21 protein-coding genes and 2 pseudogenes are annotated in these 24,001 nt (G+C 64.5%); 8 read left to right on the top strand and 15 right to left on the bottom strand.

Annotated features, from left to right (window positions below; all coding sequences use genetic code 11):
• The first annotated feature begins 7 nt into the window (after positions 1-7).
• Positions 8-1,093, top strand: a complete 1,086-nt coding sequence (locus tag CI805_RS20265) for an NAD(P)/FAD-dependent oxidoreductase (RefSeq protein ID WP_260928611.1) — start codon at positions 8-10, stop codon at positions 1,091-1,093.
• A gap of 332 nt (positions 1,094-1,425) precedes the next feature.
• Here CI805_RS20265 and CI805_RS20255 read toward each other — a convergent pair.
• The 5 genes and pseudogenes from CI805_RS20255 to CI805_RS20230 all read right to left on the bottom strand — a co-directional run.
• Positions 1,426-1,926, bottom strand: a pseudogene (locus tag CI805_RS20255) (S41 family peptidase); the annotation flags it as partial.
• Positions 1,927-1,961: 35 nt separating this feature from the next.
• Positions 1,962-2,183 (bottom strand): hypothetical protein, encoded by a 222-nt coding sequence (locus CI805_RS20250; RefSeq protein ID WP_260929768.1) that lies wholly within the window; start codon positions 2,181-2,183, stop codon positions 1,962-1,964.
• A gap of 37 nt (positions 2,184-2,220) precedes the next feature.
• Positions 2,221-2,298: pseudogene (locus tag CI805_RS20245) on the bottom strand (hypothetical protein); the annotation flags it as partial.
• An 8-nt stretch (positions 2,299-2,306) separates the two neighbouring features.
• Positions 2,307-3,383, bottom strand: a complete 1,077-nt coding sequence (locus CI805_RS21020; RefSeq protein ID WP_313958573.1) for a trifunctional transcriptional activator/DNA repair protein Ada/methylated-DNA--[protein]-cysteine S-methyltransferase — start codon at positions 3,381-3,383, stop codon at positions 2,307-2,309.
• Positions 3,384-3,780: 397 nt separating this feature from the next.
• Complete coding sequence (locus CI805_RS20230) at positions 3,781-4,689, bottom strand: LysR family transcriptional regulator (RefSeq protein ID WP_260928610.1); 909 nt, start codon at positions 4,687-4,689, stop codon at positions 3,781-3,783.
• A gap of 92 nt (positions 4,690-4,781) precedes the next feature.
• On the opposite strand from CI805_RS20230, the gene CI805_RS20225 reads away from it, so the two are divergent.
• Together CI805_RS20225 and CI805_RS20220 are read left to right on the top strand one after the other, a co-directional pair.
• Positions 4,782-6,206 (top strand): aldehyde dehydrogenase family protein, encoded by a 1,425-nt coding sequence (locus CI805_RS20225; RefSeq protein WP_260928609.1) that lies wholly within the window; start codon positions 4,782-4,784, stop codon positions 6,204-6,206.
• A 29-nt stretch (positions 6,207-6,235) separates the two neighbouring features.
• Entirely contained in the window at positions 6,236-7,132 is an 897-nt protein-coding gene (locus CI805_RS20220; RefSeq protein WP_260928608.1) for an SDR family NAD(P)-dependent oxidoreductase, read from the top strand.
• On the opposite strand, the gene CI805_RS20215 is transcribed toward CI805_RS20220, so the two are convergent.
• From CI805_RS20215 to CI805_RS20205, 3 genes are read right to left on the bottom strand one after another with little or no spacing between them, the layout of a single operon-like run.
• Positions 7,098-9,263: an ATP-binding protein gene (locus CI805_RS20215; protein WP_260928607.1), complete on the bottom strand. Its 2,166-nt coding sequence runs from the start codon at positions 9,261-9,263 to the stop codon at positions 7,098-7,100. The two genes, CI805_RS20220 and CI805_RS20215, sit on opposite strands and share 35 nt — an antisense overlap.
• The gene (locus CI805_RS20210; protein ID WP_260928606.1) at positions 9,260-9,418 is read right to left on the bottom strand and encodes a hypothetical protein; all 159 of its coding nucleotides are present in this window, start codon (positions 9,416-9,418) and stop codon (positions 9,260-9,262) included. The genes CI805_RS20215 and CI805_RS20210 overlap by 4 nt, the downstream gene beginning before the upstream one ends.
• Positions 9,355-9,900: a transcriptional regulator gene (locus CI805_RS20205; RefSeq protein WP_260928604.1), complete on the bottom strand. Its 546-nt coding sequence runs from the start codon at positions 9,898-9,900 to the stop codon at positions 9,355-9,357. Before CI805_RS20205 ends, CI805_RS20210 begins: the two co-directional genes overlap by 64 nt.
• Before the next feature lie 199 nt (positions 9,901-10,099).
• Here CI805_RS20205 and CI805_RS20200 point away from each other — a divergent pair, with 199 nt between their 5' ends.
• The 4 genes from CI805_RS20200 to CI805_RS20185 are packed head-to-tail and all read left to right on the top strand — an operon-like array spanning position 10,100 to position 12,562.
• Positions 10,100-11,371 (top strand): epoxide hydrolase family protein, encoded by a 1,272-nt coding sequence (locus CI805_RS20200; protein WP_260928601.1) that lies wholly within the window; start codon positions 10,100-10,102, stop codon positions 11,369-11,371.
• A gap of 25 nt (positions 11,372-11,396) precedes the next feature.
• Positions 11,397-11,810 (top strand): organic hydroperoxide resistance protein, encoded by a 414-nt coding sequence (locus CI805_RS20195; protein ID WP_260928600.1) that lies wholly within the window; start codon positions 11,397-11,399, stop codon positions 11,808-11,810.
• Positions 11,811-11,831: 21 nt separating this feature from the next.
• On the top strand, positions 11,832-12,389 hold the full coding sequence (locus CI805_RS20190; RefSeq protein ID WP_260928589.1) for an alpha/beta fold hydrolase: 558 nt from the start codon (positions 11,832-11,834) through the stop codon (positions 12,387-12,389).
• The gene (locus CI805_RS20185; RefSeq protein ID WP_260928588.1) at positions 12,389-12,562 is read left to right on the top strand and encodes a hypothetical protein; all 174 of its coding nucleotides are present in this window, start codon (positions 12,389-12,391) and stop codon (positions 12,560-12,562) included. The genes CI805_RS20190 and CI805_RS20185 overlap by 1 nt, the downstream gene beginning before the upstream one ends.
• A gap of 184 nt (positions 12,563-12,746) precedes the next feature.
• Here the strand turns inward: CI805_RS20185 and CI805_RS20180 are convergent, their stop codons facing one another.
• From CI805_RS20180 to CI805_RS20165, 4 genes are all read right to left on the bottom strand, one after another.
• Complete coding sequence (locus tag CI805_RS20180) at positions 12,747-13,271, bottom strand: cytochrome P460 family protein (RefSeq protein WP_260928586.1); 525 nt, start codon at positions 13,269-13,271, stop codon at positions 12,747-12,749.
• Positions 13,268-14,317, bottom strand: a complete 1,050-nt coding sequence (locus CI805_RS20175) for an alpha/beta fold hydrolase (protein ID WP_260928584.1) — start codon at positions 14,315-14,317, stop codon at positions 13,268-13,270. The genes CI805_RS20180 and CI805_RS20175 overlap by 4 nt, the downstream gene beginning before the upstream one ends.
• 75 nt (positions 14,318-14,392) lie before the next feature.
• A complete protein-coding gene (locus CI805_RS20170) occupies positions 14,393-15,301 on the bottom strand; it encodes an alpha/beta hydrolase (RefSeq protein WP_260928583.1) in 909 nt (302 codons plus the stop codon).
• Positions 15,302-15,390: 89 nt separating this feature from the next.
• Complete coding sequence (locus CI805_RS20165; protein WP_313958571.1) at positions 15,391-16,872, bottom strand: ABC-F family ATP-binding cassette domain-containing protein; 1,482 nt, start codon at positions 16,870-16,872, stop codon at positions 15,391-15,393.
• 191 nt (positions 16,873-17,063) lie between these two features.
• Between CI805_RS20165 and CI805_RS20160 the strand changes: the two genes are divergently transcribed.
• Positions 17,064-17,732 carry a TetR/AcrR family transcriptional regulator gene (locus CI805_RS20160; RefSeq protein WP_260928574.1) on the top strand — a complete coding sequence of 223 codons (669 nt, stop codon included), beginning with the start codon at positions 17,064-17,066 and terminating at the stop codon, positions 17,730-17,732.
• A gap of 425 nt (positions 17,733-18,157) precedes the next feature.
• Here the strand turns inward: CI805_RS20160 and CI805_RS20155 are convergent, their stop codons facing one another.
• The 3 genes from CI805_RS20155 to CI805_RS20145 all read right to left on the bottom strand — a co-directional run bounded on the left by CI805_RS20155 (position 18,158) and on the right by CI805_RS20145 (position 23,824).
• Positions 18,158-19,780: an amidohydrolase gene (locus CI805_RS20155; RefSeq protein WP_409934984.1), complete on the bottom strand. Its 1,623-nt coding sequence runs from the start codon at positions 19,778-19,780 to the stop codon at positions 18,158-18,160.
• 175 nt (positions 19,781-19,955) lie between these two features.
• Positions 19,956-22,892, bottom strand: coding sequence for a TonB-dependent receptor plug domain-containing protein (locus tag CI805_RS20150; protein WP_260928572.1), 2,937 nt, complete (start codon positions 22,890-22,892; stop codon positions 19,956-19,958).
• A gap of 410 nt (positions 22,893-23,302) precedes the next feature.
• A complete protein-coding gene (locus CI805_RS20145; protein WP_260928571.1) occupies positions 23,303-23,824 on the bottom strand; it encodes an Lrp/AsnC family transcriptional regulator in 522 nt (173 codons plus the stop codon).
• Positions 23,825-24,001 lie beyond the last annotated feature (177 nt).

Below are 24,001 nucleotides of genomic sequence, written 5' to 3'. Positions count from 1 at the left end.
TGCGGGCATGGAAGGCCGTTACGATATCGCGATCATCGGCGCAGGAATGGCAGGCGCCTCGCTGGCCGCTGCGCTCGATGGCAAGGCGCGGGTGCTGCTGGCTGAGGCGGAGGACGTGCCCGGCTATCACACGACGGGGCGCTCGGCCGCGTTCTGGATGGAAAGCTATGGCGGCGCGGGAATGCAGCCGCTGACGCTTGCCTCGCGGGGACCGCTGGAGGCACTCGGCGCGTTGACGCCGCGTACCGCCCTGACGCTGGCGAAAGCGGGTCAGGAAGCGGCGCTTCAGGCCTTTGCCGCACCGTTCCGGGCGCTGGGTGTCGAGATGCCCGATCTCGACCGGGCGGAGATCGCCGCGCGCGTGCCGGGCCTGCATTTGGACTGGACCTGCGGCGTACTCGAACCCAGTTGCTGCGATATCGACGTGGCGCGGGTGCACCAGCACTACCTTGCGCAGGCACGACGCGATGACGTGGACTTGTGGACGCGCGCCCGTCTCGCATCTGCCGAGCGTTCGAGGGATGGCTGGGCGCTGACGTTCGAGGATGGCCGCAAGGCGCGGGCCGCAGTGCTGGTCAATGCCGCAGGCGCCTGGGCGGACCCGGTGGCGCGGCTGGCAGGCGTGCGTCCGCTCGGGATTACGCCGTTGCGCCGGACGATGGCGCAAGTCGCTGTTGCGCCCGCCACCACGGCTGCGCTGCCGCTGGTGCTCGACCTCGACGGCAGCTTCTATTTCAAGCCCGAGAGTGGCGGCATCTGGCTGAGCCCGCACGACGAGACGCCAAGTGCGCCTTGCGATGCCGCGCCTGACAAGGCTGACGTCTCGCTGGCGCTCGACCGTCTCTCTTGCGTGGTGGACTGGCGGGTGGAGCGGGTCGAGCGGCGCTGGGCGGGCCTGCGCTCCTTCGCCCCGGACCGGATGGCGGTCTACGGCTTCGACCCGCGTGACCCAGCGTTCTTCTGGTTCGCGGGGCAGGGGGGCTTCGGCATCCAGACCGCGCCTGCCGCTGCGCAGCTCGGCGCTGGTCTGCTGCTGGGCGAAGATTCATGCAATCTCGATCCGATGCCCTATTCGCCTGCGCGCTTCGCTTAAGGGCATCTCGCTCAGAGCGGGTTTCGACCGACGTGAGCCGATAGAGATCCCCTACGATGTCGCTCTGTAATTCATAATCCCGGCCGTTAGATGAGACTGGTATGGGGGCGCCTGCTTTTGATGGATTTGCGCTTGCGGTTTTTGGCATGGCTCGGGAAAATCGGCGAACGAACGGTTAGCGGCCTGTAAATCTTATCGGGAAGCTCGTCGAAATCTGCCGGCCCGCTGAATGTGGCAATTACATAAGCTCTTGCAGATATGATCCAGACTGGTTGGAATTCACTCCAGACGGATGGCGGTGCATATCTGTACCCGTATGATATGAGGTTCCCTTATTGCGGCAGAACCTGGTGTTTGTCGGGCGCTGGCGGGGCGAGGAAGGTCTGCGGCGGGTTCTTTGCCAGCTGTGCGAGCCCTTCCTGCACCGCGCGCTCCAACTGCGGATCATGGCCCCGACGGATCAGTTCGGGGTCCTCGATCACTTCGACGTCGGGCGCGATGCCGATGCTTTCGACTTCCCATTCCCCGTGCGTGCCATAGATCGCCCAGCGCGGCGCGGTCACCGTGCCGCCGTCGATCAGCGAGGGATAGTTGCCGTTTCCCACCAGCCCGCCCCAGGTCCGCGTGCCGACCAGTGTGCCGACATGGCTCTTCTTGAACAACCAGGGCAGGGCGTCTCCGTCTGAACCGGACATCTCGTTGATGATCATCACCTTCGGCCCGAAGATCGACTGCGCGGGTTCGACGATGGGTTCACCCTCGTGTGTTGAGTTGACCATCTGCGGCGTGTGTTGCAACTGCTGAATGATGTAGTCGGCAATGTCGCCGCCGTGATTGAAGCGCTCGTCGACGATCGCGCCCTGCTTGCCTACCTGCGAATAGTAATACCGGTTGAAGTTCGCAAAGCCCCGTTGGCGGTGTCGGGCAGGTAGACATAGGCGAGCTTGCCTCCGGAAAGGCGATCCACCGTACGGCGGTTGCGCTCCATCCAATCGCGCAAACGCAGCTGCGTCTCGCTGGCGACAGGCACCACAGTCACCTCGCGCGAGCCCGTGCCGTCGGCATGTGGGCTGGCAACTGTCGGTTGCAATAGCTTTGGCTCCTGCTCGTGCTATGGCCGAAGCACTGCCAGCGTCCCAGATGTTGTAGAGGACGAGCGGATCATTCGGCACGTGAAGACTACGGAACAGTCCGCTCTTGTGCATCTGCGAATTTATACTGCTCCTGTTTCTTTCCTGGTTGTCCTGAGTTGCCGTTCGATCTCGATCAGCCGCTGCTTGCGCCAAAGCCCACCGCCATAGCCAGTCAAAGAACCGTCCGCGCCGATGACCCGATGGCACGGGATCATCAGCGCGATCTGATTGGCGCCATTGGCCCGGGCGACAGCCCTCACGGCTGTAGGACGGCCGATCTGTCGGGCAATGTCTGAATAGCTGCGGGTCTCGCCTGCCGGGATATCACGCAAGGCCTCCCACACCTGCCGTGTGAACGCGCTTCCACTCAGCGCGAGCGGCGTCTGGAAGCGGTCGGAACGTGCGGCAAAATAATCGGCAAGCTCTGCCTCCGCCTGTTCCGCAGGTGGCAGAGAGCCGATCCCGATCCCTTCCTTCGATCCAGCTTGCAGCCTTGCCAGTTCCGCCGGAAGCCCCTTGCGATCCACGAATTCCAGCAAGTGCAGGTGATGGCGGCTGCTGACCGCGATCATGTCGCCTAAGGGAGTCGGTATCCATGTCGCCTGCAGCAGTCGATCCGTTCGCAAGTCTGCCGGTGCACAGCCGAGCAGGCGGGCAAAGGCCGCCCGAAACGCACTGGGGGACTCGAAGCTGGCTTCATGCTGGGCGGTGATCACCTTCCCACCGGCAGCCAATGTCTCGAACCCCTCTCTTAAACGACGCTGGCGTGCCATTTCCAGAAACGTCATGCCGAACTGTCGCTTGAAGCTGCGCCGCACTGTCGAAGGGTCAAAGCCTAGTCGCTGCACGTGACTTTCGGACCAGCGAAGCCCCGGACGCTCGTCGAGAGCCCTAAGAAGCGCGCCGATCGCCGGATCGGCCAGCGCAGCGGCCTGCAGCGGGTGACACCGCCTGCACGCGCGGTATCCCGCATCGATGCACTCTGCGATTGTAGGAAAGAAAGTGCAGTTTTCCGGCTTCGGCTTACGCGCCGGGCAGGTCAGCCGGCAGAAAACCCCCGTGGAAGACACGCAGACGAAGGCTTGCCCGTCAAAGCGGGCATCGCGCGACAGCAGCGCCGCATAGAGAGCTTGGTGGTCAGGCAGATCGAACAACATGCGACGGATCTACTCTCACGGAGCGTGCTTCGTCGCCGTTTTTCGGGCGTCTATTTTTGGCTCTCGCGATATATTGAGGTGCAAAGCGTTACGAGAGCCCCTTCCAGCACCGCCATGGTAAGTTTGGCGATACCTACGACCTGTCAATCAAAGCCCGATTGTACGTTCGTACGACGCCTTGATGGAAAGTTGTGCAAGGCCGGAATGTCGGCTCTCGCCGAAAAGTGTCAATCGATTGGCGCATCGGCGAGATGCCTTATTCCATAATCTTCCTGCTGCAATCGCTGGATTGCAGCCGTTCACGGTTCACTTTGTCCGCCCAGAAAGCACTAATGCCTGACCGACTGGGCCCTGCAGCCATTTCTGCAACGATGACGTGTCATTCATATCGAGAGTCTCAGGCCATCGATGGTGTCCGAGAGTGAAACCGAACCAGGTCGATGAACGCACGCAATTTGGTGGGAACGTGGCGGCGGCCGGAATAGTAGAGGCAGAGCGGTGGCTCCTGCGGCATCCAGTCTGCCAGCACCCGGATCAGCTGTCCGTCCTCGATAAGCGATGCCACCGTCTGCTCGGCCAGATAGCCCAGCCCCATCCCCGCCAGCACGGCATCGAGCATCAGCCCGCTGTTGTCGAGAATCAGGCGACCGGGCACATCCAGTTCGAGACGCTCGCCATCGCGCGCGAACTCCCAGTGGTAGATGCGCCCATTGCCCGTCCGGTAGCGGATACACGCGTGCGCCAGCAGGTCGCGCGGAACCACCGGCATGGGGCGGTCGCGCAAATAGGCCGGTGAGCCGACCACCGCGAGGCGCATCTGCGGCATGATAGGAACCGCGATCATGTCGGGCGGCACCGCTTCGAGCAACCGTACCCCGGCATCGAACCCTTTGCCGATAACGTCGACCAGCGCCGCTTCGCTGACGATCTCCACCTGCATCCGGGGAAAGCGGCTCAGATAATCGCGGATCAGCGGGGCCATGACGAACCGGGCCGCCCCTGCCGCCATGTTGAGGCGCAGCAGGCCTGAGGGTTCCCCCAGATGCTCGCCCGCATTTTCGATCGCGCCGTCGATGGCGGCGAGCGCGGGAGCTATCTCTTCCAGAAACTGCGCACCGGCCGCCGTCAGCACGACGCTGCGCGTGGTACGGTTGAACAGGCGCAGGTTCAGCCGTTCTTCCAGCGCCGCGATTGCATGGCTGAGGCCGGATGAGGAGACCCCGAGTTCACGCGCGGCGGCCCGAAAACCGCCGCAGCGCGCGACGGTCGCGAAGGCTTCCAGCTCCGCCAGACTGGCCTTGGTCATTGCGCAATATTTCTCATCAGATCGTCTCTTGTTGTCCTTCTAATCGAAGCAGCGGTTCCGTTCCATATCGTCCGTGATGATAGGAGACCACCATGCGGACGATTGACAGGATCTATATCGACGGGGCTTTCGTGACCCCACACGGCAGCGAGGAATTCGCGCTTTTCAACCCGGCGACCGAGGAGCGGATCGGCACCGTCCGGTTGGGCGACGCAAAGGATGTCGCCCTCGCCGTGGCGGCCGCAAAGCGCGTCTTCCCGGCAATGGCACGCACGACGAAGGCGGAACGGATCGCCATGCTGCTGCGCCTGCGCGACGCGGTGCAGGCCCGCACGGATGACCTTGCCGCTGCCATGCGCGAGGAATACGGCGCGCCTGCCTATTTCACCGGCTTCTCGGTGCGCAACACCGCCTCGATCTTCGAGGTCATGGCCGCCTCGGTGGAGAACTACGCCTTCGAGCGCATGGCCGGTTCCAGCGCGGTGACGATGCTGCCGCTGGGCGTGGTCGGCGCGATCACACCGTGGAACAGCAATTTCGGCTTCATCGCGACCAAGCTGGCCCATGCCATCGGCTCGGGATCGACCATCGTCATCAAGCCCGCCGAACAGAGCGCGATCCAGACGCAGGTGCTGCTGGAGTGTCTGCACGCGGCAGGACTGCCGAAAGGTGTGCTTAATGTCGTCAACGGCACCGGCCCCGAGGTCGGCGCGGCACTGACCACCCATCCCGACGTCGCGCTGGTCAGCTTTACCGGTTCCACCCCGGCGGCGCGGATCATCCAGCGCGCGGCGATCGACACGATGAAGCGCACGGTGCTGGAACTGGGCGGCAAGAGCCCGACGATCATCCTCGATGATGCCGATCTCGACACTGCGATCCCGGTCGCGCTGATGAGCGGCTTTGCCAACAGCGGACAGGCCTGCGTTGCCGGGTCGCGCATTCTGGTGCCGCGCGCGCGCCGCGAAGACATCCTCGCGCGTCTGAAACAGGAGGCAGAAAACCTCAAGGTCGGCCCGGCGGGCGATCCCGACGTGCGGATCGGCCCGCTTGCCAATGCCGCGCACTGGGAGCGCGTGCAGTCCTGGATACGGATCGGGCTGGAGGAAGGCGCCACGCTGCTGACCGGCGGGGAAGGGCGGCCCGAAGGTCTCGACAAGGGATGGTTCGCGCGCCCGACGATCTTCGCGGACGTGACCAATACGATGCGGATCGCCCGTGAGGAAATCTTCGGCCCGGTGCTCAGCGTCATCCCATACGATGACGACGAGGATGCTGTCGCGATCGCGAACGATTCCGACTTCGGGCTGCAGGCCTATGTGCTGTCTGCCGACGGGGAGCGCGCCCTGCGCGTGGCCCGTCAACTGGTGGCGGGGCGTGTCGTCATCAACGGAGCGCCCCACGATCCCCATGCACCGTTCGGCGGCTTTCGCCAGTCGGGCCTCGGGCGCGAGATCGGGGCCTATGGCCTCGACGCCTACCTCGAACCGCGCGCGATCCTGAAGCCCGCCGCCTGATCTTCCCCCTCCCATCGAAAGCAAGACATATGGACAAGACTTCCTTCAAGAGCTGGATCATCACCGGCAGCGGGCGCGGCCTGGGCCGTGCCATCCTGACCGCCGCGCTGGAACGCGGCGACGCCGTGCTCGCCACCGCGCGCGACGTGGCGCAACTGGCCGATCTCAAGACGCTTCATGGCGAGCGCCTCCAGCCCTTTGCACTGGACGTGACCGACGAGGCCGGAACCGTCGAGGCCGCCGCTGCGGCAATAGCGGCCTTCGGGCGGATCGACGTGCTGGTGAACAACGCGGGCTATGGCCATTTCGAGGCCTTCGAGCAGAAGTCTCCCGCCGATTTTCGCGCCGAGATCGAAACCAATCTGTTCGGCGTGGTCAACATGACGCGCGCGGTCCTGCCCTTCATGCGGGAGCGACGCGCGGGGCATATTCTCAACATCTCTTCGGTCGGCGGGCGTGTGGGGACGCCCGGAGTCTCGGCCTATCAGGCGGCGAAATGGGCGGTCGGCGGCTTTACCGAAGTGCTGCGCAACGAGGTGGCGCATCTGGGGATACGGATCACCGCGCTGGAGCCGGGCGGGATGCGCACCGATTGGGCGGAAACAGCGGGGCATGGTGCCGCCGGTGCGGTGCTGCCGGACTATGCGGAAACCGTGGGGGCGACGATTTCGCGCATCAGGGCCTATGCGGGCAACGAGGTGGGTGACCCGGTGCGCATCGCCCGGATCGTGCTCGACCTGACGCAGCGCGAGGATGTGCCCGCGCATCTCGTGCTCGGCACCGATGCCCTTGCCTCGTTCGACGAAGCTGAAGCCCAGCGCCGCGATGCCCATGCGCGCTGGCTTGAGGTCAGTCGCGCCACCGTGTTCGGCGGACCGGAAGGCGAGGCGCTCAGCGCGTTATTGCCGCACCCTGTGCGGGATTGACGCCATCGGCAGGCAGGCGTGCGAGGTCGGCGGCGATGCGCCGTTCCCACCCGTATGCCCCCTGCTGCCGGGCGATTTCAGTCGCTTCGTCCAGCAAACGGCGTGCCTCGTCGGGTGCGGCGCCAAGGGTCGCCAATCCGGCCCTGACCCGCAGCAGTTCGGCGAGCGCCACGCGTTCACCGATACTGTCGCACCGTGTCATTGTGTCCTCGATCACGCGGTGTGCCGCGTCCTGCCTCCCGCTTTCGGCAAGGCCACGCGCCAGTGCGATGGAGAACCGCGTCGTCAGCAGTTCGTACCGCGTCTCGCGCAATAGGGGCAGGTTGTGTTCCAGCGCGGAGACGGCGCCGTCATGGTGGCCGCGTTCGAGCGCCAGTTCGCCGTCGAAACATCGCGCCACAAGGATATAGGGCGCCAGAGCGTTGGTCTGTGCGCAGTCGTGCAGGATCGCCAGCGTCGCTTCGGCCCGCGCCAGTTCGCCCATCCACAGCTGGATGGACAGCGAACAGATCAGCGCGATGCAATGCGTGACCGGAAGGCTGAGCGCGGCAGCCTCGGCCAGGGTTCGTTCGGCAAGGCGCAGCGCGGCGTCCGGCTCGCCCGACAGCCACAGCACGCGGGCCAGCGCAATGCTCGCGCGGTTGCGGTGGTCGAACCCCGATGCGGACGTGCCGCGCCGCTGTGAAGGCGCACTCTGTTCCAGCGCCCGTTCCAGATCGCGGCGGGCCTGAACCTGATCGCCGGCGAGGTAACGCGATATGCCGGACAGCGAGCAGGCGATGGCCATGGCATCGGGAGCACCGATCTGTCCGGCGATCGCAACGGCCTGATCGGCGTGGGCTTCGGCGCTTGTGCAGTCGCCGACATGTTCGCGGAATATATGGAGCCGTGCCAGCGTGATCAGCTGGCTCCAGCGGTCCTCAAGCATGGCCGCGACGTCCAGCGCGCGGGTCAGCGCTTCGCCCGCCTCGGCGCTGTTGGCATGGGCGAACATCAGCGTGATGCCGAGTGCGGCCTGCAGTTCCAGCTCCAGCGCGGTGCCGCATTGCTCCGGGGACAGGACGGAAAGGGCGCGTGCCGCCCAGTTGCGACATTCGACAAGGTGCGAGAGGCCGAGGAACACCCGCATGCTCGCGCCCGCGAGCCGCACGGCAAGGCCGATGTCGCCGTCAGGGCCGAAGCTCCAGTCGAGCGCGCTACGGATGTTCCCGAGTTGCGGTCGGATCGCCTGCATGTCCCGCAGGCCCCCATCGTCCTGCGCTGCCGCCCCCTCCAGTTCGGACAGGAAGAACCGGGCGTGATGCAGCGCTGCGATGCGCTGTTCGCCGTTGCCGCGCATCGCCAGCCTGTCGCGCGCATAGGCGCGGGTCATTTCCAGTAGCCGATATGTCCCGGCTCCCCGCGTGCGGCTGGGGGCGACGAGCGATTTGGCGACCAGTTCGTCAAGCGCCATCGCTGCCTCGTCCGACCCGAGCGCGGCATCCGTGACCACCTCCAGCGCGGCGTCGGTCGAGAACGGGCCGACGAAAACCGTCAGCCGGTCCAGCACCGCGCGCTCGGATGGCGAAAGCAGGTCGTAGCTCCAATCGAGCGCGCCGCGCAGGGTCTGCTGGCGCGGCTGCGCGGTGCGGTGGCCCGACCAAGCGAGACTGAAACGCTCGCCGATCTGGCGCGCGGTGGCGGCGATCCCGTGCGTTGCGACGCGCACGGCGGCCAGTTCTATCGGCAGGGCCATGCCGTCAAGACGCTGGCACATGTCGGCGATCAGCCGAGCGTCGCCCTCGTCGATCTCCAGCGTGCTGTCGGCAGCGCGCGCGCGTTCGCAGAACAGCTGCACGGCCGGGTAGGCGAGGATTTCGGCGTGGGGCACTCCATCGACCTGCGGCGGACAGGCCAGCGCATCGAGCCGATGGACATGCTCGCCTCGGACCCGCAGCGGCTCGCGCGAGGTGGTGACGATGCGCACCTGCGGCGCGGCCTGCGTGATGCGCTCGACGATCCCGGCGGCCTCGTCGATCACATGCTCGCAATTGTCGAGCAGGAGCAGGAACGGCGCGGTGCGCAGCTGGCCCAGAATGACGGCGGCAGGGTCGCCGCCCGGCACCGACAGGCCCATGGCGCCCGCGATCATCGGCGGGACCAGTGCGGGTTCTCCAGCATCGCGAAATCGACGAAGGCCACCCGTCCGCCGAACTGGGCCGTCAGGCGATGGCCGATCTCGATCAGCAGCGAGGTCTTGCCGACGCCCGCAGGCCCGGCGATCGTGAACAGCGGGGTGTCGACCACGCGGGCCAGCAGCAGCTCGACGTCTTGCTCGCGCCCGACCAGATGCGGCAGCGCGGGGGAATGTTGGTGGCGAAGCCGGTTGGCATTTCCGGGGCAGGCGTCGCGGCTTCGGCGGCTGGCGCGCCGGTCCTGAGCACCGGGGCGACGAAGGCATAGCCGACGCCGACCTGCGTGGCGATGAAGCGGGGACCGTCCGCGTCCTTGTCGCTCCCTGCGCCTTCGCCCAGCAGCTTGCGCAGGCCCGCCATGTGAAAGCGCAGGCTGCCGTCCTCGACGACGACATCGGGCCACACGCGCTTCAGAAGCTCGCGCTTGGAGAGCACCCGCCCCGGCTGTTCGGCGAGCGCCATCAGCAGGTCGAAGGAACGCCCGCCGATTTCCACCGGCGCCCCGTCGCGCGTGAGCAGACGCTTGGCGGGATGGAGGCAGAAGCGGCCGAAAGCCATGCTTTCGCCCTGCGCCTGACTGTCGCTGTCCGCCATGTCGTTGTCTTGCCCCGATTGTTGTGGTCGCCACGCCGCAGAACGACACGCGCCCAGATGCTTACACGATGGTCGGGCATCGCGGGAGTGCCCCTGTGAAACAGGCGCTAACATCGCATGACACCAGCTAACGGGCGTTCCACGCGCGGCTCTTCTACCGTCCCGCCATCGGATCGGATGATCGCTGGAGGGACGACAGATGTTTGCAGGAAATTCCACATCGCGGCGCGGCTTTGTTGCCGGTGCGACACTTGCCGGAGCGATGGCGACGATGCCCGGCCTTGCCCGTGCGGCAAGCGTATCGGGCGCCGTCCGGCCGTTCCGCATTGCCATCCCTGCCGCCGAGATCGCGGCGATGAAGCGCCGGATCGCAGAGACGCGCTGGGCGGACCCGCAGCCGGTCGGCGACGATACGCAGGGTGTTCGTCGCCAGACCTTGCAGCCGCTGATGGCCTATTGGGCAGGGGCCTACGACTGGCGCCGGATCGAGGCGCGGCTCAACGCCTTGCCGATGTTCATGACCGAGATCGACGGGCTGGACATTCATTTCATCCATGTCCGCTCTCGCCACGCAAACGCCATGCCGATGATCCTGACGCACGGTTGGCCGGGCTCGGTGCTCGAATTTCTGGACGTGATCGGCCCGCTTACCGATTCTGTGGCCCATGGGGGGCGTGCCGAGGATGCATTCCATCTCGTCATCCCCTCGATACCGGGCTTTGGCTTCTCGGCGAAGCCCACGGTTCCGGGCTGGGGGTCGGATCGCATCGGGCGGGCCTGGTCGGCGCTGATGCTGCGGCTCGGCTACGACCGTTACGTCAGCCAGGGCGGGGACTGCGGCTCGGTGATCTCGCAGCGCATGGCCCTGCAGAAAGTGCCGGGGCTACTGGGCATCCATCTCAACATGCCTGCCGTCGTCCCTGCCGAAATTGCCCGCACTCTGGCCGCAGGTGATCCGGCCCCGTCTGGCCTGTCCGCGAAGGAGCGCGGCGCTTTCGATCAGCTGGAGGCGTTCTACCGCGACAATTCCGCCTACGCGGCGATGATGAACACGCGGCCCCAGACCATCGGTTATTCGCTGGTGGATTCGCCCGTCGGCATGGCGGCGTGGATGTATGAGAAGATCGCGCAGTGGACGTACAGCGGCGGTCAGCCCGAGCGGGTGCTGGGGCGCGATGCGATCCTTGACGACATGTCGCTCTACTGGCTGACCGCGACCGGTGCCTCCGCCGCGCGGATCTACTGGGAAGATCATTCCAACAACTTCAACGCGCGCGGGGTGATCGACCTGCCGGTCGCGATCAGCGTGTTCCCCGGCGAGATATTCCGCGCGCCCAGAAGCTGGGCCGAACGCTGCTACACCAACCTCATCTATTTCAACGAGGTGCGCGACGGCGGCCATTTCGCCGCCTGGGAACAGCCTGCGCTGTTCGCGGAGGAAGTGCGCGCCGCCTTCCGCTCCTTGCGCTGATTTCCGAAGAAGAAGGAGACTGCCCATGTCCGCAAGCAAGACGCTGTATACCGCAAAAGTCCATGTCACCGGAGGCCGCGAAGGTGTGGCCCGCAGTTCCGACGGTCGGCTGGATATCCGGCTGTCCACGCCGGGTACGCCGGGGCCCGGCACGAACCCCGAGCAGTTGTTCGCCGCCGGATGGTCCGCCTGCTTCGAAGGTGCCATGGTGATCGCCGCGAAGGCGAAGGGTGTGACCTTGCCCGAGGGCACGGCCATCGACGCGCAAGTGGAACTGCGGCTTGGCGGCGATGGCTATGCGCTGGCCGCGCGGCTCGACGTTCACGTACCCGGCCTCGACCCCGAAGTCGCGCGGCAGATCATCGAGGCTGCCCACCGCACCTGCCCTTATTCGAAGGCGGTGAAAGGTAATATCGAAACCCTCGTCGCCCTGGCCTGACGCAAACACAGGATACCAAGCATGAAGAAGACCCTTATCGTCGGCGGGCTGACGCTTGCCGCAGGATTGATCGCGCCCTGCGCACAGGCGAAGCCGACCGTGCAGGCGGCAAAACCAAGCGTGCAGGCGGCAAAGCCAACCATCGTCCTTGTGCACGGCGCCTTTGCGGATTCGTCGAGCTGGAACGGCGTGATGGCCGCACTCCAGCATGACGGCTACACCGTCGTAGCGGCGCCCGATAGCTTGCGCGGCGTGCGTGCCGATGCCGATGTCGTGGCCGGGGTGGTGAAATCCATCGCCGGGCCAGTCGTGCTGGTGGGCCATTCCTATGGCGGATCGGTGATCAGCGAGGCGGCGGAAGGCGCACCCAATGTCACCGGGCTGGTCTATGTCTCCGCTTTCGCGCCCGATGCGGGAGAGACGGCGCTTGGCCTGACGGGAAAGTTCCCCGGCAGCACGCTGGCGCCGACGCTGGCCAAGCCGGTGCCGCTGGCGGGGGAGGCAACGACCTGTACATCCGGCAGGTGCTCTTCCCCGCCCAGTTCGCAGCTGATGTCCCTCTCGCACAGGCCCGGCTGATGGCGGCGGGACAGCGCCCGGTGACGGATACCGCGCTGTCCGAGGCCTCGACCGCGCCTGCGTGGAAGCACGTGCCTTCGTGGTTCGTCTATGGCGATGCCGACCGCAACATTCCCCGGCGGCCATGCGCTTCATGGCGCAGCGGGCAGGCGCGCGGGAGACGCTGGTGGTGAAAGGCGCCTCGCACGTCGTCATGGTATCGCACCCGGCTGAGGTGGCGGGGCTGATCGAGCGCGCCGCCGCTGCGCCGTAACGGTTGCGCGTCGATCCAGCCCCATACTCCCCGACCGGCGCGCGATCGCCCACGGCCAGCCATCGCAATGCGAGGCTGGCCGTGGGTTCTTCTTTGCTCCGGGCTTACCGCGAATAGGCGGTGAAGACCTGATCGTCGCCCGCATCGAGCCTGGCGTGGCAGGCGGCGCAGGAGCGCGTGATGGCTTCGTCCGGGTTCGGGCGGCCGTTATCGAACTGGCCGTATCCCCAGCCGCCACTCGCTGGATAGCGGCGCGCATCCTTGACGCTGACCTGCACGTTGGTCGGCTCCCCCGCCACGAAGGACTGCGGCGCGGGAAACACGGCGTCGTTGCGCGGCGAGGATTCATATCGCCACGCCAGCCGGACGATCACCGCGCCGTCGGGGAACGGACGGATACCCTTGCGATAGGCGCGCACGGCGATGTCGTTGCCGAGGATGGCCCGGATATCGTTGTTCTTGCCCGCCTCATGCGCGACGCTGATGACTTTCCAGTCGCGATATCCGGCGGGAAGGCGCACGCCGTAGACCGGCGCGGCATCGGCTTCCCGCCGCACCGCACCGGCCACGCCGGACCCTGCCAGCAGCATGAGGGAGGCCCCCAGCGCGCAGGTCGAAAGACGGATCATGCACCCATCCTGCCCACATCGAGCACGGCCCTGGCAAAGGCGAGTGGCGCTTCCTGCGGCAGGTTGTGGCCGATCCCACCGGCAATTAGGCGGTGTTCGTAGGGGCCTGCGAATTTCGCGCGATAGGCGGCGGGATCGGGATGAGGCGCGCCGTTGGCATCGCCCTCCATGGTGATGGCGGGGATTGTCACCGGCGGTCCTGCGGCGAGGCGCGCTTCGGCGGCATCATACTGGTGCTCGCCCTCGGCAAGACCCAGCCGCCAGCGATAGTTGTGGATCACGATGGCGACATGGTCCGGGTTGACGAAGGACGCTGCCGAAGCATCGTAGGTCGCATCGTCGAAGGCCCAGTGCGGAGAGGCCTGCTCCCAGATCAGGCGATTGAACGCCTTCGTGTTTGCCGCATAGCCGTCGCGGCCGCGCTCGGTGGCGAAATAGAACTGATACCACCACTGGAGTTCGGCCTTGGGCGGCAGCGGCTTGGCATTGCCCGCCTGACTGCCGATCAGGTAGCCGCTGACGGATACCAGCGCCTTGCAGCGCTCGGGCCAGAGCACGGCCATGATGTCTGCCGTGCGGGCGCCCCAGTCGAACCCGGCGACCACCGCCTGTCGGATGCCCAGCGCATCCATCAGCGCGATCCCGTCTGCCGCCAGCGCCGCCTGCTGGCCATTGCGCGGCGTTTCGGCAGAGCGAAACGTGGTCGTGCCGAAACCGCGAAGGTGCGGCACGATCACGCGGTAGCCCTGTGCCGCCAGCAGCGGGGCGACTTCGGCAAAGGCACGAATGTCATAAGGCCAGCCGTGGAACAGCAGGACTGCCGGACCCGATGACGGTCCTGTCTCGACATAGCCGATATCGAGCGGCCCGGCGGCGATCCGGCGCACTGGCCCGAACGGGCGAACATTCGATGTGCCTGGCGATATGCCGGGCGTTGCCGCCCTTGCCGGGGTCAGGCCCGCCATCATGGCAGAGGCGAGCGTGGCCGCTCCGGCGATGAACTCGCGGCGGCGCGGCCGGGGAATTTCGGGTGATTGATCGAACATGACGGGTCTCCTTGCTACGGGAAGCAGGATAACCGGCCCTGTCCGGGCACGCCCGTTAGTTGCTGTGATCCGGTGTTAGGCCGATCCCAAAGCCTGCGCGAAGAAGCCGGCCAACTGCTCGACGGCCGCGTTCACGGCATCCTCGCGATCGTAGAGGTCGACATGCGTGGCCCCCGCGATCGTATGCAGGCGCCTGGGGCTGCCTGCGCGTTCCAGCGCCTCGTGCGTCATCCAGGCCGTCACGGCCTTTTCCGCCGTGATCATCAGCAGCGGGCGCGGCGCGATAAGGTCGATGAAGCGGAAGGCGTCGAATGTCGCCATGCGGTCGATGCTGTCCCAGGTCAGCGCCTTGGCCGCGCGCGGATGATCGCCGCGCGGGGTGCAGTAGTACTCCCACCCTTCGAAGACGTGCGCGCCTCCGGCCCGCGCGCTGGCCTCGTCGATCGGGAAGATCGGGAAGCTCTCGATGTTTCCCGACAGCGCTGCGCGGCTGCGGGCCTGTGCGGCGCCGTCCAGCAGCGCCTTGAGCAATTCCGGTGGCTGTTGCCCGTCGGCGCCGAGCCGGACCTGCCGCCCGACGTCCACTGCCGCTACCGTCGCGACCGCGCCGATCCGGGGATCTTCTGCAGCCGCTTGCACGATATACCCGCCCGATGCGCAGATACCCAGACCGCCGATCCGCCCAGCATCGCCCCCCGACTGTTTGCCCAGCCACGACACTGCGGCCTTGAAATCCTCGACACGCTGGGCGGGATCTTCCAGCCCGCGCGGCAGCCCCTCGCTGGCCCCTTGACGGGCCGCGTCGAAGGTCAGGACACGAAAGCCGCGTTCTCGCAGCTTCTCGGCGTAGAGCGCGGGCGACTGCTCCTTCACCGAACTGCCGGGATGGCCGATGACGAGCGTTACCCCGTTCGGCTGGTCGGGACCATAAAGGCACGCGGCGATGGTCAGGCCAGCGCTCGAAAAATTCACATCGTGTTTCATCACAGGCTCCGTTGATGACTGCCGACCGGGATTGTGGCTTTGGTCACAGCGGAATGCCCGTTATCGTCCGTTAGCGTGTGCGAGTTTGGTCAGGATGACAGCACGATCCGACGTTGGATGTCGATCTCGTCGAGGAACGCCTCATCGTGGCTGACCACCAGCAGCGCGCCATCGAATGCCGCCAGTGCCGCCTCGATTGCCTGAATGGAATCGAGATCGAGGTGGTTGGTCGGTTCGTCGAGAATCAGGATTTCCGGCGGCGCATCTCCTCCGAGACAACAGGCCAGGGCCGCGCGCAGCATCTGCCCGCCGCTCAGGGTGCCGACCATCTGCAGGGCGCTGTCGGCCCGAAACAGGAATCCCGCCAGCATCGCCCGACAGGCGTTCTCGTCCTTGCCCGGATTGAGCCGCCGGAAGTTGTCGAGGATGGTCGCTTCGCGATCGAGCAGCGCCGCGTTCTGGTCGAGGAATGCGACCGTCCCGCCGAGCGCCATGGTCCCGCCGAGTAGCGGCAGATCGCCCGTGATGGTCCGCAGCAGGGTGCTCTTTCCGCAGCCGTTCGGTCCGGTCACCGCGATCCGTTCCGGGCCGACGATCGTGAGGTCGATGCCCTGTCGCATCGGATGGGCGGGATCATGGCCGATCGCCGCCCCGCGCATCTCCAGCAGAGTTCGGCCTGAGGGAACTTTGGTTGTCGGCAGCACGATCGACAGCGATTGCAGCACTTCGATTTTCGCTTGCGCCGTCGCCACGTCTCGCGCCGCATCGTCGCCCAGCCGCGCCTTCAGCCGTTGATCGCCGCCGCTGCTGGCCTCGGCGGCATTGCGCCGTGCTCCTGCGAGAATTTTCGGCATGTCGCCGCGCGCCGCCTTGCGTGCTCCGGCAGCGTCACGGCGCTGCCTGCGCTCGTCGGCGATGCGGCCGCGCCGCGCGATCTCGGCCTGCCGCTTGCGGGCATCGAGCAAGTCCTGTTCGGCGGCCTGCAGTTCCAGCGCCTTGCTCTGGCGGTAGGCGCTCCAGTTGCCGCCATATTGGGTCGCTCCGAGCGTGGTCAGTTCGACGATGGCGTCCATGTGCTCCAGCAGTTCGCGATCGTGGCTGACCACCACCAATCCGTCGGACCACCCATCGACAAGCCGCAGCACCGCGTCTCGTCCTGCGCGGTCGAGGTTGTTGGTGGGCTCATCGAGCAGCAGGAAGTCCGGCGCCGCAAAGATCGCCGCCGCCAGTGCCGCGCGCGTGCGCTGCCCGCCGGAAAGCCCGGCCAGCGGTGTCGCCGCGGAAGCCTCCAGTCCGACGCGGGCGAGAGCGGCGTCGATGCGTTCCTCGATCGTCCAGTCGGCCTTTTCGAGATCGTCCAGCGTTGCCTTTCCATCCGCCGCGCGGGCCAGCACGTCGAGGGCAGGGCGCACGCCGAAGAGGTCAGCGATGCTGTCCGATACCGTCGGCTGCACGATCTGCTGCATCAGGTGAACGGTTCCGGCCGTGGCGCATGAACCGGACGAGGGTGTGAGGTCGCCCGCCATGATCCGCAGCAGCGTGCTTTTCCCCACGCCGTTGCGTCCGACCAACCCTGTGCGTCGAAGGCCGAAATTCAGGTCAATCTCGCGAAAGACCGGGTGCCCCGAAGGCGTGACCCAACTGACGCGAGACAAGGAAATGGGAGACAAGTGCGACTCGCATTGCTATGAACGACACTGTATCGTGTCGTTTAATCGATGTCAGGTCAACGACCGGGATGGGAAGGAAAGTCAGGCGAGTCATGGGTCGGCCAACAAAGGCGCAAGCGCAGGCATGGACGCAGGAACTGCTCGATACGGCGCGTGCCCTGTTCTGCGAGCGAGGCTATGCAGGTGCTTCGCTCGACGAACTGGCCGCGCGCCTGCGCTGCTCCAAGCATTCGATCTACCGCCGCTTCGCTGACAAGGAGGCGCTTTTTGTAGCGGTAGTCGATCGCGACGTCGCCCGCTTCATTGCTGAACTCAAGGCTTCTCCAGCATCGTGTTCGTCCCCGCATGAAGTCCTACGCGCGATGGCCCGAACCTACTTTGGCTTCGGAAGTTCGCGTGATCACGTCGCATTGTATGCAGCAATGAATCTGGAGGCGATTACGTCGCCCCGCTTGCGGATCCTGGCTAACCGATGGAGCGCACAGGCGCTTGCTCCCTTGAGAGATGCCGTGGCGAGTGCCATTCCTTCGGCTGATTCTTGCGAGTTGTGCGACATTCTGATTGACCTGCTTGATGGTGAGGCGAACCGGCTTAGATTGCGCGAAGACATCGCTGCGAAAATAGAAACCGCCTTCGCGATCAGATGGGATTTCTTCGTCAACGTGCAGTCACAGTATCATGCCGGGAGCACGGATGGACATGCGCCCTTAGCTCGCTGCAAAAAACTCAACGGCGGTGGTGCAGATGACCACTTTTCCTGAGAGATTTTCTCAAGGTCATCATGTTGTTGGTGGCTCAGTTTATGCCATTTTGCGATGCTGATCAGGCAAACGTCGAATCTCTGCTCTGCGCATCAAATCTGACGTTTGTCAGCCTGTTTTTGAACGGTGGAAAAGTGTCAGGCATTTTAGCGAGGCAGGAGAAATCGGCACCCCTTTCTACGTCCAAAGGGCTGGTGGGATCTCTGCAGTCCCTTTTTCAAGAAAGCATGACTGCTTCTCAGTCACGACCGTACCGCATCCCATATAGCATGACCCTGCAATGATCGAAGTTGCTGCCGCAATGTCACAGCATAGCCGTGAACAGATATTGGGGTGCCTTTCGAAGCGTTTCCTCCGGTCGCGGCACCGACGCTGAGGGGAGCGCCGGTGCCGGTCCGGCCAATCCGGTCAGTACAAGCGGGCCATCAACCGCCGACGCTGACCGGGGCGGACTGCGCATCAGGATGGGTTGCCGCGTTTGTAACGTCGGTGGGCGCTTCGGACGTCTTGGGAGCGGAGCCGAGCTGCGGATACTTGATGCCCAGCTGGTCGAGGTAAGTGGGGTACTTGTCCTGCTGGTAGTAGTACTTCTCCATTTCCGGGCGCATGCGCTTCATCACTTCGGCATTGAGCCAGATGGCCGGCTTGTCGGCGGCGGTGATCAGCGGATCGTAGTGTTGGTCCTTGTTCTGGACATCCTTGAAGTAGGCCTTGGCCTGCGCCAGCAATTGCGGCTTGGTCATCAGATCGATGACCGTCATCGCCACGACCTTGGCGCCTGCAACCGCGCCCTTGTGTGCGATCGGCGTCGCCATCGCGACGGCAGAAGTCAGGTTATGGCCAATCATGTTGGGAATGTTGGAGGGGTAGCGCACGGTGATCGTCGGCACCGTCCACATGATGTCGCCGATGTCGTCCGAGCCGCCACCCATCGAGCGCGGGCGGCTTTCGGGCGCCACGAGGGGCTCGACGGTATCGTGCAGCGGCTCCACCTTGCGATCGAAGTTGACCTGTGCGGCCTTGGCGAAGGCCTGATCGTCGGCGGACCACTTGGGCATGCCCACCGCCTCGATATTGGCCTGCGCCGCCTCGGCCATCGGCTTGTTGCCGAAGTTGGGTGCGGCATAGCCCAGGATCTGGTGCGAGACGCTGGTGCCTGTCGCCATCGCGGCGGCATCGGCGATGGTGTTGCCGGTCTCATACATCGTGCGCACGGCATCGAATGTGCGGTCGCGGAAGAAGTACCAGACCTTGGCTTCGCCCGGCACGACGTTGGGCTGACCGCCGCCTTCGGTGATGACGTAGTGTGAACGCTGGGTGACGGGCAGGTGTTCGCGCCGGAAATTCCACGCGGTGTCCATGATCTCGACACCGTCGAGCGCGCTGCGTCCGTCCCACGGGTCGCCCGCCGAGTGCGCGGTCTTGCCCTTGAAGGTATATTCCACCGAGACCATGCCGTTCAGGCCCATCTCGCCATAGGCGGTGCCGAACGAAGAGGCGACGTGAGCGAAGATATTGGCGTCCACGTCCTTGAACAGGCCTGCCCGCACGAAATAGGCCTTGGAGGCCAGGTTCTCCTCGGCGATGCCGGGCCAGACCATCAGCTTGCCTGAGATGTGATGCTTGATCATCACGTCCTTGGCGGCGATCGCGGCGGCGATCATCATCGGCATCCCTGAGTTGTGCCCCTCGCCGTGACCCGGCGCACCTGCGACCATGGGCTTGGCATAGGGCAGGCCGGGGTACTGCGAGACGCCGAGCAGATCGTCGATATCGCTGCCCAGCGAGATGGTCGGGCCGCCGCTGCCGTTGGACCAGGTGGCGCTGAAGGCGGTCGGAATCCCGGCAACCCCGCGCGTCACCTTGAAGCCGTTCTTCTCCAGCAGATCGGCGAGATAGGCTGAGCTCTTGAACTCCTGAAAGCCGGGCTCGGCAAAGCTGAACAGCGAATCCACGCCCTGCTGGATCATCTTTGCGTGGGCCTCGACGTCGGCTACGGCTTCCTGCTTCAGTGTTGCGTCATCGGTGGCGCCTGCGGTCTGGGCCATTGCGGTATCGGGCAGGATACTGGAGGCCAGAGCAGCGGCAAGCGTGGCTGCGGACAGGGTGCGGGCGGTCAGGTGACGGGTCTTGCGCGTGAACGTGGTCATGTCGGTTACCCTCGAAGGAATGGATGGCGAGTGGAAATGGGCGGCGGGGGATCGTTTCCCCCGCCATGAGGCGTCACAGCGTGAAGGACAGCGAAAGCCGGTAGGTGCGGCCATAGACATCGTAGAGCGAGCGGTTGGTCTGGGCGTAGGCGGGCACATTGTTGCCGCTGGGGCCGTTGCCGATCAGTTCGGGGTCGCGGTTGAGCAGGTTGTTCACCACAAAGGCGAGCGTTGCCTCGTGGCCGCCCTCGCGCAGCTTTACGCTGGCCGACGCATCGAAATAGATCGCGCCGTTGATGTGGTTGTCGTTGATCGTGCGATATTGCGTCGTCGAGGTCGGGCAGTTCGAGGTGCACTCGATATAGTCGTTGCCGTAGACGCCATCGCTGAAGCCACGTCCGACGAAATTCAGCGTCACCGGATCGATGTCGTAGAAGGCGCTGACGCGGTAGACCCAGCTGGGCGAGCTGTAGCTGCCCGAAAGGCTGCCACCGTTGACCCCGGCATAGTCGATCGGGAAGACGCCGTTGTCGACCACGTTCGAGATATAGTGCGTCACGTTGGCGCTGATGCTGAAATTGCCGGGGATCTTCTCCCAGATCGCCGACATCGCAGTGCGATAACTGGCAGCGATGTCGAAGCCTTTTTCTCGCTGGCTGGCGAAGTTGAAGGGCTGGATGGTGATCGTGTCGAGCGCGCCGCCGGAATAGACGATGTTGGCGCAGTATTCCGACAGGCCCAGATTATAGCAGTTGTCGACGGTGTTCTGCGATGTGACCGAGCCGATCGCGTCGGTGATCTTGATGTCGTAATAGTCGAACGAGGCGGTAAAGCCGGGCAGGAAGCGCGGCGAGATCACGATGCCTGCGGTCCAGGTATTGGCTTTTTCTGGCTTCAGGTTCGGGTTGCCGACGGTGTTCTCGATGAACTGTTGCGAGCCCTGCAGCGGCGCGTTGCTGGGCAGGATCACCGTGTTGGTGCGGGCGGTGCCGGCGGCGAACAGCTCCTGCAGGTTGGGCGCGCGAATGTCGTGGCTGTAGGTGCCGCGCAGCTTGATGTCGGGGATCGGCTGCCAGGTGGCGCCGATCTTGTAGGTCGTCACGCCGCCGGAGGTCGAATAGTCGGTATAGCGACCCGCCGCGTCCAGATCGAAGCCGGTGAAGACCGGCACCGAGAGTTCGACGAAGCCTTCCTTGACGTTGTACGATCCCTTGTTGACCAGATAGTTGCCGTAGAGCCAGCCGGAATTGAACTGCGAGTCCACGCTTCCGCTGATCGCCTCGCGGCGCCACTCGCCACCGAATGCGACGGCTACCGGTCCTGCGGGCAGATTGAACAGCTCCGTATTGAAGCTGAGTGCCCCCACGTCCTGCTTGATCGTCTGGTCGCGCTGGGGTTGCTCATCGCCGTAGATATAGGCGAGCGCCTCGGATGAGGGGCCATCGGTGCCCAGCCGGTCGATCGGTACGCAGCCGTTGGTCGGATCGGTGATGGTCGAGCGGCAGACGATCTGCCCGTTGTAGAGCACGGCATCCTGGGCCAGCGCCATGCGGGTGTTGTTCCAGGTGTTTATCAGCTCCTCGTGCGACTTGGTGACGCCGTGCTGGAAATAGGCGTTGAAGCTCCAGTCGCGACCAAGGGCATTGAACTTGCCGTCCGCGCCGCCGACGAAGCGGTAGACCTGACGGGTGTTGTCGCTGCCGGGCACCGGGAAACCGGCGTTGCTGGTGCCGATGGTGATCGCTGACAGGTTGTTTGCGGCCATCGCGGCGGCCACATCGGGATACTGGGTCAGCAGATAGGCATTGTCCGACTTGATCGAGACGCCGGTGCTGGGGGTCTGCTGATAGTAGCTGATCCCGTGATAGCGGTTGTACGAGAACTGGCCGAAGATCTCGATCGAGTTCGTCACGTCGAAAGACGTCCGGTTGAACACCGAGATGCGGCTTTCATCGGGCAGCAGCGAGTTGGTGCCAACGTGTCCGGCCAGCGTCACGTCGGTGTCGCCGCCGATCATGTAGGGGCTGGAGGCCGTGCTGTACTGGCCGTAGTTCAACTGGCCGGTCTGCCCCGCGCCCAGGAAGTAAGTGCCCATCAACGCGCCGGAAGTGACGAGGCCGCCGGCGGTGTAAGTGTAGGGTCCGTAACCCGAACCGACGAGGCGTTCGGGCTGGCCGTTGGTCGCGGTATAATTCGGGTTGGTGATCTGGAAATAGCCGCTGTCGTTCCAGCTGCGGTCGATCGTGGCGACAGGGTTCTGCTTGAAATAGCTTCCGTTGAGCAGGACGTGGAGACGATCGTCCAGCAGCGAGAAGCCGGCGGTTGCACCCAGGCGGTAGTTGAAACCATCACCATAGGTCGAAAGGCCTTCGTCGGCAGTGGCCTTGAAGCCCTTGAACTTCTTGTTGAGGATGAAGTTGATGACGCCGCCGACTGCGTCAGAGCCGTACTGCGCGGAAGCGCCGCCTGTGACGACTTCGACGCGCTCCACCAGATCCTGCGGGATCGTGTTGACGTCCACGGTGCCGTTCACGCTGGAGGCGACCGAGCGCTGTCCGTCGAGCAGTACCAGCGTGCGTCCCGCACCCAGGCCGCGAAGGTTCACCGAGGCAATACCGGCATTGCCGTTGGAAAGACTGCCCGAACTGTTGGCCGACGTGCTGCCTGCGGTGATGGCCGGAAGCTGGTTCACGAAATCCGAGATATTGGCGGGTTTCTGCGCATTGATTTCCTGCGATCCGAGCACGGTCACCGGGGTCGGAGCGCTATAGCCATCGCGCACGATACGGCTGCCGGTCACGACGATGTCGGAGGCCGGGGCTGCAGTTTCATCCGCGACGGCGACCGGCGCGGCCTGTGCGCTGGCTTCTGCCGTCTGGGCATGAGCCGTGCCGGTGCCAAAAGCCATGGCGGCGGAGCCTGCCAGCAAGGCCAGCCGGGCCTGCGGCAACATACTGGAACGTTGTCCGGTACGGATCGCGAAATCGTCGGTAGTGCAGGAAAACATCATGAGCCCCCTCATTGGCCGTCTTCGAGACGCCTTCGGGCACACCTTCTCCCCGTCGCGGAACCCCGCCGTCAGGCAAGGCTCCGCCACGGGCGCCTCACCGGTTCGGGCGAGGCGCCATCATCGCTTTTTCTTTATCGGTTCATGCGACCCGAAGACGCTCAGGAGCGCTCTCGGGGCAGTTCAGTTTTACGCCCTGTTCAGCCTGGGTACAGCAGGCTGAAATTATAAAATCATTCAAAATGTCGCCATGAAGAACGAACATTTCGTTCTGTCGTCAAAATGTATAACAGAACTGCTCCGCCGCATCCTTGCTAATTTGCTGCTATATTCCGCCTGTCGCGCAGCTTTCCCTCACAATCCCTGCTGTATGCGCAGGAATCAAAATGTGTTGCTGGATATTTACGCAGCTTTCAAACCGTTTCGGTAGCGCGGTGCCACATGGGATTCGCTCCGGCTCGCGGCCCCTCGAAAAGGACCGGCGGCAAGGTTCTGTCCAGCACCTTGCGCATCACGAAGCTGCTGCGGATCTTGGCGACATGGGGCAGCGTGGAAAGCTCGCGGCGGTAGACCTTGTCGTAGTCCTCGAACGAGCGGACATGGACGAACATTAGAAAGTCCGTCTCTCCTGAAATGAAGCTGCAGTAGGTCATGGACGGGCAGGCGACGACGGCCTGTTCGAACTCGTTGAGCACATGCTCTGCCTGCGAGGTTAGCTCGATCATGATGACGACCATCATGTTCAGATCGAGCGTCCCCATATCCAGTTGTGCGTTGTACCCTCGGATGACCCCGCGCTCTTCCAGCAGCTTACGGCGGCGGGCTACGGCCGTGCTGGAAAGATGGACCCGCTCTCCCAGCGCGACGTCCGACATGCGTCCGTCACGGGACAGCTCATGCAATATTCGATAGTCGGTCCTCTCGATCTCGATCATTTCGCTTTCCCCCTACTTTTGATGGATTCGGACATGAATCCATCAAGAATCGTCTAAAAATTGCTGGTCTTTGATGAGTAACGCAATCCTTGGTGTGTTAGCTTGATCGCAGCGGCACTGCAGATTGTCGCAAACGGGGCGGATGACGGAAGGCGGGGATTCTCAGGGAGATAGTTC

It is taken from the genome of Novosphingobium sp. 9 (genome assembly GCF_025340265.1).
Taxonomy (GTDB): domain Bacteria; phylum Pseudomonadota; class Alphaproteobacteria; order Sphingomonadales; family Sphingomonadaceae; genus Novosphingobium.
Note: the sequence above shows the minus strand (reverse complement) of the source record. Positions and strands in the feature narration are given on the sequence as shown.

What these genes read in the sequence shown, in the direction of transcription:
- CI805_RS20185 (WP_260928588.1), top strand. Translation starts at nt 12,389, where the DNA reads ATGGCGGCGGGACAGCGCCCGGTGACGGATACCGCGCTGTCCGAGGCC.
- CI805_RS20170 (WP_260928583.1), bottom strand. Translation starts at nt 15,301, where the DNA reads ATGAAACACGATGTGAATTTTTCGAGCGCTGGCCTGACCATCGCCGCG.
- CI805_RS20155 (WP_409934984.1), bottom strand. Translation starts at nt 19,780, where the DNA reads ATGGCCCAGACCGCAGGCGCCACCGATGACGCAACACTGAAGCAGGAA.
- CI805_RS20265 (WP_260928611.1), top strand. Translation starts at nt 8, where the DNA reads ATGGAAGGCCGTTACGATATCGCGATCATCGGCGCAGGAATGGCAGGC.
- CI805_RS20195 (WP_260928600.1), top strand. Translation starts at nt 11,397, where the DNA reads ATGTCCGCAAGCAAGACGCTGTATACCGCAAAAGTCCATGTCACCGGA.
- CI805_RS20175 (WP_260928584.1), bottom strand. Translation starts at nt 14,317, where the DNA reads ATGTTCGATCAATCACCCGAAATTCCCCGGCCGCGCCGCCGCGAGTTC.
- CI805_RS20145 (WP_260928571.1), bottom strand. Translation starts at nt 23,824, where the DNA reads ATGATCGAGATCGAGAGGACCGACTATCGAATATTGCATGAGCTGTCC.
- CI805_RS20205 (WP_260928604.1), bottom strand. Translation starts at nt 9,900, where the DNA reads ATGGCGGACAGCGACAGTCAGGCGCAGGGCGAAAGCATGGCTTTCGGC.
- CI805_RS20180 (WP_260928586.1), bottom strand. Translation starts at nt 13,271, where the DNA reads ATGATCCGTCTTTCGACCTGCGCGCTGGGGGCCTCCCTCATGCTGCTG.
- CI805_RS20230 (WP_260928610.1), bottom strand. Translation starts at nt 4,689, where the DNA reads ATGACCAAGGCCAGTCTGGCGGAGCTGGAAGCCTTCGCGACCGTCGCG.
- CI805_RS20150 (WP_260928572.1), bottom strand. Translation starts at nt 22,892, where the DNA reads ATGATGTTTTCCTGCACTACCGACGATTTCGCGATCCGTACCGGACAA.
- CI805_RS20160 (WP_260928574.1), top strand. Translation starts at nt 17,064, where the DNA reads ATGGGTCGGCCAACAAAGGCGCAAGCGCAGGCATGGACGCAGGAACTG.
- CI805_RS20190 (WP_260928589.1), top strand. Translation starts at nt 11,832, where the DNA reads ATGAAGAAGACCCTTATCGTCGGCGGGCTGACGCTTGCCGCAGGATTG.
- CI805_RS20200 (WP_260928601.1), top strand. Translation starts at nt 10,100, where the DNA reads ATGTTTGCAGGAAATTCCACATCGCGGCGCGGCTTTGTTGCCGGTGCG.
- CI805_RS21020 (WP_313958573.1), bottom strand. Translation starts at nt 3,383, where the DNA reads ATGTTGTTCGATCTGCCTGACCACCAAGCTCTCTATGCGGCGCTGCTG.
- CI805_RS20225 (WP_260928609.1), top strand. Translation starts at nt 4,782, where the DNA reads ATGCGGACGATTGACAGGATCTATATCGACGGGGCTTTCGTGACCCCA.
- CI805_RS20220 (WP_260928608.1), top strand. Translation starts at nt 6,236, where the DNA reads ATGGACAAGACTTCCTTCAAGAGCTGGATCATCACCGGCAGCGGGCGC.
- CI805_RS20215 (WP_260928607.1), bottom strand. Translation starts at nt 9,263, where the DNA reads ATGATCGCGGGCGCCATGGGCCTGTCGGTGCCGGGCGGCGACCCTGCC.